Here is a 12463-nt window from a genome sequence, read left to right as displayed (position 1 = left end):
AAAAAAGTTCCTTACCCAATTCCCAAATCAGAAAGTTGAATTCACTGAAAATTGTTTCATCTTGAATGCTTTCTGATAGCTTACTTTTTCATTATAACCAATTCTCTTCCCAGATTCAACATTTGTTCAAACATTTTTCACCAATATGTGCTGAAAGGGCTTACTGTCTTGCTTTTTCTGGGCGGCTGACATATAATAACCCTTGCTTCACTTTTTTAACTTTTATGCGCCCGTGGTCCAATGGATATGACGTAGGCCTCCGAAGCCTGAGATAAAGGTTCGATTCCTTTCGGGCGCGTCCTAAGAAATGCAGCAAAATCAGCTTCAAATCAACACCTCAGTAATATTAGAACAACAGAGTAACACTAGATCAACAGAGTAACACTAGATCAACAGAGTAACACTAGATCAACAGGATAACTTTTAGAACAAAAGAGTAACATTAGATCAACACAGATACGTATCAGATCAACACTAGATCAAGCATCAGATCAACTCAAGAATGGCCAAAATCAGCATCCTTGCTGATTTTTTTTGTTCTTAGTTTGACCTTTCTTGACCTTCAGAGGTTTTTTCGTTATCATACTTGTAGATACTGTAAACAGTATGTACACAAGAGATCAATTTCATTATTCTATGATGACATTGACTCCACGTTCTTTTAAACCATGTACCCACCCCAAGGAGGTCATTCTCATGAGTTTTATTCCTATGGTCGTCGAACAGGACGCGCGCGGTGAAAGAGGGTATGACATCTACTCTCGCTTGCTGAAGGACCGCATTATTTTCTTAGGCACGGGTGTCAACGATGTTGTGGCTAATTCCATCATTGCTCAGCTACTTTTCTTGGCCGCACAAGATCCTGATAAAGATATCTCGCTTTACATCAACAGCCCTGGCGGTTCGATTACAGCCGGTATGGCCATCTTTGACACGATGCAGTTCATTAAGCCAGACGTATCCACGATCTGCGTTGGTATGGCTGCTTCTATGGGAGCATTCCTCCTCACAGCAGGCGCCAAAGGCAAACGTTACGCATTGCCTAACAGTGAAGTCATGATTCACCAACCACTGGGTGGCGCTGAAGGTCAAGCCTCAGACATCGAAATCCGCGCTAAGCGTATTTTGAAAATGAGAGACAACCTGAACAAAATCCTAGCCGAGCGCACGGGCCAAACTTTCGAGCGCATCGAAAAGGATACAGACCGCGACAATTTCATGAGCGCTGCGGAAGCGGCCGATTACGGACTCATCGATAAAGTCATCGAGCGCGTCTAATTTGTAATAAACGACTCCGTCGTCTTCAGGGGCGAGCGTGTTTGTCAAGGTAGATGCGAAGCAAAAGTATAAAATTTATACTTTCTTATCTACAAATAAAAACCAGCCTGCATTGACCGCTCTTACAACCGGCCGTGCGGGCTGGTTTTTTTATTAGATCTTACACGCTTCACTTACCACCGCTGCTGTAAGCACGGAAATCGGCTTCTCAGCATTCGCAACCCAGCTTCATCGTAGTTTTGGGTGGTAAGCCCGATTTCTGCGCCGCTTATTTCAGTCTCTCTTCAACAATAAGCTCTGTTTCCGCGCTTAATCCTGATCCTGCCACACATATTCATTACTTAAGCATGTTTTTCATCGTTAAATTGCTACTCTCTCTCATGCGAATCAGTCGATTTCCGAGCTTATTCCCCATCTCTACCGCCGACACAAGTTCATAGAAAAAGAGCCTCCTGAGATCCCAGTATAATGCTGTACGCATCACTAAGATCACCAAGGGCTCTTATCTTTTCATTTTATTTCTTCTCATCCAATGGATAGAAAATCAGATCAATCGGAAATGCCGAACCCGCCGGAGGCGTGAACTCGATATCCAGCGCGTCTTCCGTACCCGTCGTACGAGCCAGCACTTCCATCCCGTCAAACGCCGTAATGACACCGGAATAAGGAACCGGAATGATCTCACCGTTTATTTTGAACGGTCCTTTGAACACGCCGCCTTTGGCCATAATCATAACAGCCATCTTGCGCGGCTTATCCGCATGGATTTTATAGACCACGCCATAATTGCCGCCGTTCTCCACGTTCTGCTTGCGCATCACGTCATACCCTTTAACGAATGGATCCGTCTTGTTATCCCCAATCGTAAGTACCGACGTTTTCGTGAAGCTTGTGGCGTCTACATCCCATTTAATTTCCGATATCGGGAACGTCCCCCGCACATGGCCTGTGAAGCCCAATAACGGAAGCTCTTGTGCTATCGTTGGCGTCAGCATGCGATCCGTCACACCGAATGAAATTTGCAGCTCACCGTCTGTTTCCACATCGTAAAATAAGTTCACACCCTGCCCCGGATAGAAGTCCGGAAGCTTCGCATACACGTAAGTCTCATGAGGAGGCACCGTTAGTTCGTCCGTGTATACATTGTTCAGAAGGAAGTCTACGGACGCTTCGCTGCCAATCAAATTCGCATAAACGGAAGGATACACCTCTCCTTTATTCGTTGTCTTGATCTTAACCGGTTTATCTGAGTTATTCGTTGCGAAAATGGCCATGGTCATCTTTTGCTTCGTACCGTTGATATGATCGGCATACAGTCGAGCCTTACCATTGATGTTATCGCGGTACAGAATACCACTCTCTGTAAATTCCTCCGGACTATCGCTCACTAGAAGCGTACGTCCTGGAACTTCCGTTACTTTCTTAGGCAATGGAGCCATCTCATTAAAATGAGCCCAAATTGTGCCCCAGTCCGACTTGATGAAACCACCAACCGGCTTCGTATAAATCGGGTATTCTACTTCAGTCAAATAAGGTTCATTAACCACTGTTACAAAGCTTTTGAACAATTTACTTACATGTCCGTGACCATCTTTAACCGTCAAAGTAACCGGATAATTACCTGGTTTGAAAAAGGCTTCCTGATTGCCTGCCCAATCATAGGACGCAATACCTTCCGCATCAGGATCGTAGCTAAGATCGAGATACTTCACAGGCTCTCCAATACGGTATGTAGGCTTTGCTGTCGTAAACTTAGCTACAGGTCTGGAGTTGCTATCCTGGTCAATGTAGATGCCCTCAGGCGTCTTAAAGTGTACGATTTCAACTCGACGAAGTTCATTGTTATATTTATACTTCGCGCCCATATAATCTGCTAACCAAGTCAGCTTTACCAGAAGCTTTCCATTTACGATCGCAGCAACCGAGTTAAAAGGCGTATCCACCCCATTGGTCGTCACGGTCTTATGATCAGAATCAAGAACGATGTTGTAACCCGGAGGAGTCATCTGAATGGTCCGTGAGGCATCATTCCACTCCACCTTAAAGTCCATCGTATCCCCAAGAAACTTGGCGGGGACGAACGTGCTGCCGTCGATAATGGTAGATGGAGACTCCAAATGGATTTGCTGATCATTAACGAATGCTTCTGACTTATCGATATAAAGTAAAATGAAGGACGAGCTTGCCGATACCGCGTAAGCTGCCGGTGCTGTTATCGTACTAGCAAGAAACACGATTAGCGCAAGCAGGAGGGTAACCTCTTTTTTTAGCGAATTCAATATCATTCTCTTCTCTGGCTCCTTTAACATTTGAATACAGTACGGCAGGAATGGCAAATAGCCCTTTCCTTCGTTGACCACGTTCATTAGACGCCGCCAAGAGAAAAAGGTTGCTAATTCCCCTAATTGTTAACAAATTTGACACTTATTAAACTGCACTGTACGACCGCTTCACTGGCAAAAAAGCCTCCTCGAAAGGAAGCTTTTGAAGGATTATTGGTTTTCCAATTCTTCCTTGCTAACTAATGTGACTAAAGCGTTTACAGCCTGCTCGGCATCCGAACCTTCTGCACTTATGAAGACTTCGGTCCCTGTACTGATCGCAAGACTCATAATTCCCATGATGCTTTTCGCATTCACTTTCTTTTCATCTTTCTCAACAAAGATCTCGGATGAAAATTTATTCGCCTCTTGAACAAACAATGCCGCAGGTCTGGCATGAAGTCCTGTTCTCAACTTCACAACGACTGGACGTCTGGACATGGAACTAATTCCCCCTAATATGGAGCTTATATGAATTACTATTGATAACAGCGCTTATACCTTATGTTTTAACATTATAGCATTTTTCCCTGAAGTACACTAGAAAAAATGAGAAAAACTTATAGATGCGCTGTACAGCGGCTTCATATCTACGAATTCCGCTGTTTTTCAGCCAATTCGTCGATTTTTCGCAGACGATGATTGACACCGGATTTGCTCACACTGCCCTTAAGCATGTCGCCAACTTCCTTGAGATTCAGATCGGGATGCTGAAGTCTAATTTCGGCAACCTCTCTTAGTTTTTCAGGTAAGCTATCCAGTCCGACTTCCCTTTGTAGGAGACGGATATTTTCGATCTGTCTAACTGCTGCACCAATCGTCTTATTAAGGTTCGCAGTTTCACAATTGACAATGCGGTTCACCGAGTTGCGCATATCCTTCATGATCCGGACATCCTCAAAGCGCAGCAGCGCTTGATGTGCTCCAATGATACTTAGAAACTCGATAATCTTCTCGCCTTCTTTGATATACAAGACGAACCCTTTTTTGCGTTCGATGCAGCGGGCATTCAAATCGAATTTGTTCGCAAGCTGAGATAATGCCTTGCAATGCTCCTCGTAAATCGAGGCAATCTCGAGATGATAAGAAGAACCCTCGGGATTATTCACCGAGCCTCCAGCCATGAATGCCCCACGAAGATATGCCCTTTTGCAGCAATTGCCTCGAATGATCTCTTTGTTAATTCCTGTGGTGAAGATGAACCCTTCGGAAACAATTTTCAGATCACTGAGCAGCTCCTGGACCTGACCGGGAACTCTAACAATATACACGTTATTCTTCTTCAAACGCATTTTTTTACGCACGAGCAGCTCGGTGTGCAATTTGTACGTCTTTTTGATGAGCGTGTATATCCGCCTAGCAATAGCTGCATTTTCGGTGGAAATATCAAGTACGACGCGTTGGCTGGTTAGCTGCACAGATCCATTCATTCGAATCAAAGCCGACAGCTCCGCTTTTTCACAACATGCTTCCGCATCTGCAATTAACGTTAATTCTTTTTTGGTTGTTGCCGCAAAGGACAAGGGACTCACTTCTTCCTTAACATCCAGCTTTCGACGAGCTGATAAATATGGTCACTCAATTTCTCTGCATCATGACGAAGGTAGGTACGAAATAGCACGAGTCGATCAGCAATGATCCGATACCCTCTCTTCGTGACTTCTTCTAGGTCCAAATGAACCGCTTTCGAACCCTTTTCCGCATATTTTGCCTGAACTTGCGGAGGGATTTCTCCGTTGTTCACAATCACATAGTCAAACAAATGTTGGCCTAGGTGATCATAAATGGCATCCAGATGATCGCTGACCGAATAGTCGTCAGTTTCGCCTGGCTGTGTCATCACATTGCAGATGAACAACTTTACAGCATTCGATTTCACAATCTCTTCCGCGATCCCAGGGACAAGCAGATTCGGCAGCAAGCTGGTATATAAGCTACCTGGGCCGCATAATATGGCATCTGCTTCGCGTATAGCTTGAACAGCTTCAGCTAGCGGTGTCACATTAGCCGGCTCGATGAATACACGCTTGATGCGTCCATCTGCTTTTGGAATCTTGGACTCGCCTACGACTAAGGTACCATCTTCCATGATCGCTTTCAATACGATAGCTTGATTCGATGCGGGAAGCACCCGACCTCGAACAGCAAATACACGATTCATTTCTTGAACCGCAGTGACAAAGTCACCTGTAATATCCGTAAGTGCTGCTAGTATTAGATTTCCCAGACTGTGTCCAGCTAAACCTGTACCCACTTGAAATCTATATTGCAAAATAAGCGATAGCAAGGGCTCGACATCAGCAAGGGCCGTTAGCACACTGCGAATGTCACCCGGAGGCGGCATCTGCAATTCATTCCGGAGAATACCAGAGCTTCCTCCATCATCCGCTACCGTTACAATGGCTGTAATATCAACCGGCTTCTCCTTCAATCCTCTAAGCATAACCGAAAGACCTGTTCCACCGCCAATAACGACTATTCTGGGCTTGCGTTGTAATTCAACATGTTCCATACTTCTTTCACCCTCTTAATCGTAGGACTGCTTATACACGGTCCCGCTCGGCGTCTCGATGACTCAAACGCACGGTTTCGGTTTCGCTGTTCCCCATCACTTTACCGAGATATTCCGTGATGGCGACGGATCGGTGTTTACCTCCAGTACAGCCTATTCCCACAACAACCTGACTCTTGCCTTCTTTCTTATACTGAGGCATTAAGAAATGGAGCATATCGAGCAGTTTATTCAGGAACTCTTGCGTCTCGGACCACTTCATCACGTAGTCATAGACGTCGGGATCTTGACCCGTCTGTGGACGAAGTTGTTCCACATAGTGTGGATTCGGCAAGAAGCGAACATCAAAGATTAAATCAGCATCAATTGGGACACCATATTTAAATCCGAAGGAAATTACATTTATAGATATGCGGTTTGTTTCCAAATTGGTGAACCGGGAAATAATTCTTTCTTTGAGCTGCACCGGCTTAAGCGTACTTGTGTCAATAACCTGCGTGGCTAAGCCTTTCAGCTCTTCCAGCAGTTTACGCTCAAGACCAATACCTTCAAGCGGCGCTCCATCGGGAGCTAGCGGGTGACGGCGGCGACTTTCCTTATAACGCTGTACTAGCGTCGCATCGGTAGCATCTAGGAATAGAATTTCATAACTAAGCGTGTAATTCTCTTGGATATAACGAAGCGACTCCTGAAGTGCAGTGAAAAATTCACGCCCTCGCAAATCAATCACCAGTGCCACTTTGCCGATTTTCCCCATCGACTGCTCGATCAACTCAGCAAATTTAGGAATCAACACAGGAGGCAAATTATCGACGCAGAAGAATCCTAGATCTTCTAGACTCTGTACGGCAATCGTCTTACCTGCACCTGACATTCCTGTAATTATGACCAGTTTCGCTAAAGGGTGGTTTTCTTCCATGAATGACACCTTCCTTTGGAGTGCTTCTCGCAGGCCAACTCAGATCCGCTAACCATACGAACAGTACGTATTACGTCTATCTTAAATTCAAACCAGCAGCGCCTACGATGCCCGCGTCGTTACCAAGTGTTGCAGCAACGATCTCAACACCTTCAGAGGCTGTCTCTGGTGTGTATTTCTTAAAGGTTTCACGAATCGGTTGGAATAAAATTTCCCCGGCTTTAGAAACACCACCACCGAGTATGAAACGTTTCGGATTAATAATAACAGCCATCGCAGCCATCGAACGTCCAAGATAATAGGCAGCACGGTTCACGATGCGCAGGGATACTTCATCTCCGCTCTTAGCAGCATCGAAGACATGCTTCGCTTCAATCTTCTCGTGAAGAGCTAATGACGTTCTCTCGCCGCGTTCAACCGCTTCATTCGCCATACGAACGATGCCTGTCGCCGATGATACCGTTTCTAGACAACCCATTTGTCCGCAGCCACACTGAATTGCTTCAATGTCAGGCACTACGGACATGTGACCAAGTTCTCCAGCCATACCCGCAGAACCTTGATAAATTTTCCCGTTAATAATAATCCCGCCGCCAACGCCTGTTCCAAGCGTATAGCAAACTACATTCGGAATGCCTGCCCCGCTGCCTGCCCAAGCTTCGCCTAAAGCAGCTACATTGGCATCGTTGTCAATCTTAACCGTTTTACCAAGAAATCCTTCCAACATTTTCTTCGCAGGAACATTATGCCATTGCAAATTGGGAGAGAATTTGACGAAGCCTTCCGGAATATCCATGAATCCGGCTAAACCTGCACCAATACCAGCCACTTGCTCCCATTCAAACGGAGACTCTTCAACAATTTGGCGTACATACTGCGCAATTCGCTCAATGACAAAATCAGAACCATTTTCAGCGCCTGTAGGGCCTTCAAACGTTTGTAGCAGTTTCCCCTGCTCATCGCAGATTCCCACTTTGATATTCGTACCGCCTAAATCTACACCGATATAAATCTGATCTGACATTGCAAGGTCACCTCATGAATATTCATATAATTTTCGGATATTTTCCGGGGTCCCCGCAAAGTAATATATAAACTCATATCGAAGTACTTTGTGGGGTTTACTTATGCTCCTGTTCCAACTATAAGTCAAGCCTTTAAACTGGTCAAGATTCAACAGCTTCCAATGAAAAGAGAAAACGTGGAGAGATTAGCCCTCCACGTTTGCTGTAAAGATTCCAAACCACTTACAGCGACTGGCTCCAATCGTGTACGATGCTGCCTTCTAAGAACTTTTCAGCTTCCAGGGCAGCTGCGCATCCACTTCCTGCCGCCGTAATCGCTTGGCGATACTTCGTGTCTTGCACGTCACCACAAGCAAATACGCCAGGGATATTCGTTTCCGTCGTGCCCGGCTTCACAATAATATAGCCTTGCTCATCCGTGTCGATTTGTCCACCTAAGAACTTCGTATTCGGTGTATGGCCGATAGCTACAAAGATACCGTCTGTTTCGATGATTTCATCTTCACCGGTTTCGTTATTTTTGACTTTCAGGCCTGTTACGCCTTTTTCACCAGCAATAACTTCAAGCGGTGTATTATTCAGTGCCCATTTCACTTTCTCGTTGCCGCGAGCACGATCCTGCATAATTTTCGACGCGCGAAGCTCATCACGACGGTGGACCAAACGGACTTCCGAAGCAAAGCGAGTAAGGAAATTCGCTTCTTCCATGGCGGAGTCACCGCCACCAATGACAACAATCTTTTTGCCGCGGAAGAAGAATCCGTCACACGTTGCGCAAGTACTTACGCCGCGTCCGATGTTTTCTCTTTCATTGGTAATTCCTAGCAATCTGGCAGAAGCACCAGTGGAGATAATCAGTGTCTCTGTCTCGATCTCGCCAAGACCTTCAACTTGCAGTTTAAACGGACGATTCGTCAGCTGGACGGAGTTCACCCAACCGGTTTTGAATTCGGCGCCGAAACGCTCTGCTTGCTTACGCATATTCTCCATTAATTCAGGACCCATAATCCCTTCAGGGAAGCCGGGGAAGTTCTCTACTTCGGTAGTAGTGGTAAGCTGTCCGCCTGGCTCTGGCCCCTCAATAACGAGTGGGCTAAGGTTGGCGCGCGCTAAATAAATGGCTGCTGTTAGACCGGATGGTCCTGTTCCTACAACGACTGATTTGTACATATGGTTTCCCTCCTAGGTGCTTTCCTCAAGAAAGCTATCTACGTAAGCATCGCTGCGTTTTGCTTCAGCAAGACAGCCTTCGTATGCTCCGCTTTATTGTGCTTCAATGCGAGCAGTCGAAACCGCCGCTATATTTATGTATGAAAGCCAGGTCTTTCGACGAGGCAAAAGACTGGCTATCAAATATTCGTGAATTTGTTGAAAATAGCTTCCATTTTCTCACGCAAGCCACATGTGTCATCAATTAGCTTTACATTGCGGCTTACTGTTGAGACTGTTACGCCATAGCGTGTAGATACTTCCTGATAGGAAATAGCTCGGCGATGCATTTTGGCGATCAAATATTCCAATGCTGCTGCCCAGCCCTCAGATTTATGAATCTTAGGCACTGCCGGGTAGATTTTCGTCAGAAATTCAACCCATAGGATTTCCAAATCATACTGTTGAACCATATCATAACGCTTGTGCATATGCGACAGCGCCGTTTCCATTACACTCTGCCATTTGGCATCCCAAATGGGCAAATGCGGCGAGTAGGGCGAGGCCTCTACCATAATCTCTTTATTCTCAAGATAGGCGGGAAGTGACTCTCTGATCCCCATACTGCGAAGCACGAAAATCGCGACTCTCTTCAAGTAGTCATCTTCTTGACGATCTAGGATGAAATCCTGCAAAGCATCTCTCACTTCATTATCAGCAATTAAGCCGAACGCTTGGATCACCTGCAGCTTCGTCTCGATATCACCATGACGCAAAGCCCAGAAGAAGGAGGATCGTACTAGCGGATCTTTCTTCAATTGGTCTGGAATTCCTTGCGTGGATTTCTCCAACACCCTAAACTGCTCTTCGAAGGGCAGGTGGTAGTGATAACTCCAAGTTAGCGGCCCTTGAGCCTTCTCACGCGAGCGCAGCTGCTCCAAATAAAACTTGGAGATTTCGGCGCCGGGATCAAGCTTCTCGGCTTGCTTCCAATAACGGTAAGCTTCGCCGAATCGACCGATATGGCTGGCTGCGACCGCTGCGTAATGATAGAGGCAAGGGTCTGCAGTACCGTCCCCTGCTTTAAGCAGGCGCTTAAACAAGTGGTATGCCTTCTCATGCTCAGAAAGGATACCCATCGTTGTAGCAAGCTTGAACACATGATCCTGCTGAAAAGGAAACGTCTTGCACAATAGAGAGGTTAGCTCAGCTAACTCCTCCTTGTTGCCAAAATGCTGATGGAAAATGGCCATATTACACAGCGCATGCAGATTTCCGGCATCAATGTCGAGCACCGCACGAATCGTTTCCATCGCCTTCTCAAACTGACCCATATAGTAATAAGCAAGGGCCAGATTGTTGCGGGCAGCTGTGAAATCAGGCTGATTCTTCACCAATTTCTCTAACTGCCTCACCGCTTCAGCGAACTTACCCTCTTCGAGAAGCGCACGGGCTTTATCATGCTCGAAGAGCCCTTCTCGACTCTTAATGCTAGTGAGAGGGGCGGGACGTTCAAGCTCGTAGCTCAGCATTTCCATCATTTCTTCGGACTCATCCATGAATTGACCTGTGGGGTCAGTCTCCAAATATCGAACTAACGCTTGTTCGGCCTGCTCGAAATTTTCCATGTTGGCATAGTTGTTTGCCATATAAAAGTGACATTCTGTCATCTCGGGATCGATCGTATCAAGGACATGCTGCAGAATTTGGTTCGACTCGTCATAATTGCCCATTTCGGAGAGAACTCCCGCGAGATTGCAGTGATTCACAGGGTTATCCTGCTCATACTCTGCAGCTCGCCGGAAATATTTCAATGCCTTATCATAATGAAACCGATCCAAAGATTGAACCGCTCTCTCGAAAAAGAATGCGGCATCCATGTTAATTGAGATAACTTTAGGCTTTGGCGCTTCGGACACACGCTTAATCTTTTCCATAGCAAGACACCTCCGGCAATTTGATTACACTCAAATTATACCATAGATCGCATGGAAGCCAAAAACATAATCCGAAGGTAAGATCTGGTCCTGTAAAATTCTTGAATTTGCTCTTGAACTTTTGCTGTAGATCCTGTTCCAATAGTGGCTTTAAAAGCTGGCTTTCAAAACCGAGAAGGTTGGACGAAATCCGGAGAAGGAGGAACGGAGCGTAGGTAAGCCTACGTGAGTACCGGACTTCCCGGATTTCGTTCAAGATTCGACGCCGAATCCACTTCCCTGCTAAATCATCGTTTTCAAAGTCAGCTTTTAAAGCTTCCTTATACGCCGCCGTATTTGAAGAGGGAGGATAGGGAACCACCTTCATTGATAATGCGAATCGCATCAGACAACAGCGGAGCTACGGAAAGCACATTGAATTTATCGGAATGTCCTTCCGGAATCGCAATGGAGTCCGTGATGATGACTTCCTTAATGCTAGGGTGATCTAGGCGCTGCAGGGCAGGTCCAGAGAACACAGGATGTGTCGCACAAATATATACGTCATGCGCTCCTCTTTCCTTCAGGCTCTCAACAACGTTGACAATCGTCGTACCGGTATCGATAAGATCCTCGATAATAATCGGCGTACGGCCGGCTACATCACCAATGACATGGGTAATCACTGATTCATTATGTTCTGGGCGCTTCTTGATCATCATTGCGAATGGCGCATCGAGAATGTTGGCCATTTTCTCAGCAGTTGTAGCACGTCCCGCATCCGGAGATACGATAACTGGGTTTGGCAGATTTCTCTTTTTGATGTTGTCGCTGATAAGATCAAGCGCTGTCAAGTGGTCCACTGGAATATTGAAGAAGCCTTGAATCGCAGGTGCATGAAGGTCAATCGTTACAACACGAGTTGCACCAGCTGCACTGAACAAGTCAGCTACTAATTTAGCAGAAATCGGCTCGCGCGGAGCAGCTTTACGTTCTTGACGAGAGTAACCATAGTAGGGGATGACAAGGTTGATCGTTCTTGCAGAAGCTCTTTTCGCCGCATCCATCATGACCAGAAGTTCCATCATGTGCTCATTAATCGGATGGGAAAAAGTTTGTACCAGGAATACGTCACAGTTACGAATCGTTTCTTCGTAAAGGCAGTAAATTTCTCCGCTTTTAAAACGGGAAAGCTTAATTTGTCCAAGCGGCTGGCCGAGCTCTTTACAAATACGTTCCGCAAGCTTCGGATTCGAAGATCCGGAAAAGATTTTAACATTGTCGCTATGCATGGTTAATGGTTACCTCCGAAGGTTCATTAAATAGATTATACAGTTCCTATT

General features: G+C 45.9%; 10 protein-coding genes and 1 tRNA gene. 2 read left to right on the top strand and 9 right to left on the bottom strand.

The window, feature by feature from the left end:
* The first annotated feature begins 226 nt into the window (after positions 1-226).
* Both ASG93_RS15840 and clpP read left to right on the top strand, forming a co-directional pair.
* Positions 227-298: transfer RNA gene (locus ASG93_RS15840), tRNA-Arg, on the top strand.
* Between the two features lie 398 nt (positions 299-696).
* Entirely contained in the window at positions 697-1278 is a 582-nt protein-coding gene (gene clpP, locus ASG93_RS15835) for an ATP-dependent Clp endopeptidase proteolytic subunit ClpP (protein WP_056833530.1), read from the top strand.
* A 515-nt stretch (positions 1279-1793) separates the two neighbouring features.
* Here clpP and ASG93_RS15830 read toward each other — a convergent pair.
* From ASG93_RS15830 to ASG93_RS15790, 9 genes are all read right to left on the bottom strand, one after another.
* Positions 1794-3563 (bottom strand): stalk domain-containing protein, encoded by a 1770-nt coding sequence (locus ASG93_RS15830; RefSeq protein WP_056833647.1) that lies wholly within the window; start codon positions 3561-3563, stop codon positions 1794-1796.
* 207 nt (positions 3564-3770) lie between these two features.
* On the bottom strand, positions 3771-4040 hold the full coding sequence (locus ASG93_RS15825; RefSeq protein WP_028555561.1) for an HPr family phosphocarrier protein: 270 nt from the start codon (positions 4038-4040) through the stop codon (positions 3771-3773).
* A 149-nt stretch (positions 4041-4189) separates the two neighbouring features.
* Positions 4190-5122, bottom strand: a complete 933-nt coding sequence (whiA, locus tag ASG93_RS15820) for a DNA-binding protein WhiA (RefSeq protein WP_056833529.1) — start codon at positions 5120-5122, stop codon at positions 4190-4192.
* A gap of 5 nt (positions 5123-5127) precedes the next feature.
* Positions 5128-6111 (bottom strand): gluconeogenesis factor YvcK family protein, encoded by a 984-nt coding sequence (locus ASG93_RS15815; RefSeq protein ID WP_029195993.1) that lies wholly within the window; start codon positions 6109-6111, stop codon positions 5128-5130.
* A 31-nt stretch (positions 6112-6142) separates the two neighbouring features.
* Positions 6143-7030 carry an RNase adapter RapZ gene (gene rapZ, locus ASG93_RS15810; RefSeq protein ID WP_056833528.1) on the bottom strand — a complete coding sequence of 296 codons (888 nt, stop codon included), beginning with the start codon at positions 7028-7030 and terminating at the stop codon, positions 6143-6145.
* Positions 7031-7106: 76 nt separating this feature from the next.
* Positions 7107-8054 carry an ROK family glucokinase gene (locus ASG93_RS15805; protein WP_056833527.1) on the bottom strand — a complete coding sequence of 316 codons (948 nt, stop codon included), beginning with the start codon at positions 8052-8054 and terminating at the stop codon, positions 7107-7109.
* Positions 8055-8277: 223 nt separating this feature from the next.
* Positions 8278-9225: a thioredoxin-disulfide reductase gene (gene trxB, locus ASG93_RS15800; protein WP_056833526.1), complete on the bottom strand. Its 948-nt coding sequence runs from the start codon at positions 9223-9225 to the stop codon at positions 8278-8280.
* Positions 9226-9404: 179 nt separating this feature from the next.
* A complete protein-coding gene (locus tag ASG93_RS15795) occupies positions 9405-11141 on the bottom strand; it encodes a tetratricopeptide repeat protein (RefSeq protein WP_056833525.1) in 1737 nt (578 codons plus the stop codon).
* A gap of 320 nt (positions 11142-11461) precedes the next feature.
* On the bottom strand, positions 11462-12412 hold the full coding sequence (locus tag ASG93_RS15790; protein ID WP_056833524.1) for a ribose-phosphate diphosphokinase: 951 nt from the start codon (positions 12410-12412) through the stop codon (positions 11462-11464).
* Between the last annotated feature and the right edge of the window lie 51 nt (positions 12413-12463).

Source organism: Paenibacillus sp. Soil787, from assembly GCF_001429545.1.
Taxonomy (GTDB): Bacteria; Bacillota; Bacilli; order Paenibacillales; family NBRC-103111; genus Paenibacillus_E.
The sequence above is the reverse complement of the archived record's forward strand: the minus strand, read 5'-3'. Positions and strand labels throughout refer to the sequence as shown.

Coding starts and splice junctions, on each gene's coding strand:
- trxB (WP_056833526.1), bottom strand. CDS start 9,225: ATGTACAAATCAGTCGTTGTAGGAACAGGACCATCCGGTCTAACAGCA.
- ASG93_RS15815 (WP_029195993.1), bottom strand. CDS start 6,111: ATGGAACATGTTGAATTACAACGCAAGCCCAGAATAGTCGTTATTGGC.
- ASG93_RS15805 (WP_056833527.1), bottom strand. CDS start 8,054: ATGTCAGATCAGATTTATATCGGTGTAGATTTAGGCGGTACGAATATC.
- ASG93_RS15830 (WP_056833647.1), bottom strand. CDS start 3,563: ATGATATTGAATTCGCTAAAAAAAGAGGTTACCCTCCTGCTTGCGCTA.
- ASG93_RS15790 (WP_056833524.1), bottom strand. CDS start 12,412: ATGCATAGCGACAATGTTAAAATCTTTTCCGGATCTTCGAATCCGAAG.
- ASG93_RS15825 (WP_028555561.1), bottom strand. CDS start 4,040: ATGTCCAGACGTCCAGTCGTTGTGAAGTTGAGAACAGGACTTCATGCC.
- rapZ (WP_056833528.1), bottom strand. CDS start 7,030: ATGGAAGAAAACCACCCTTTAGCGAAACTGGTCATAATTACAGGAATG.
- ASG93_RS15795 (WP_056833525.1), bottom strand. CDS start 11,141: ATGGAAAAGATTAAGCGTGTGTCCGAAGCGCCAAAGCCTAAAGTTATC.
- clpP (WP_056833530.1), top strand. CDS start 697: ATGAGTTTTATTCCTATGGTCGTCGAACAGGACGCGCGCGGTGAAAGA.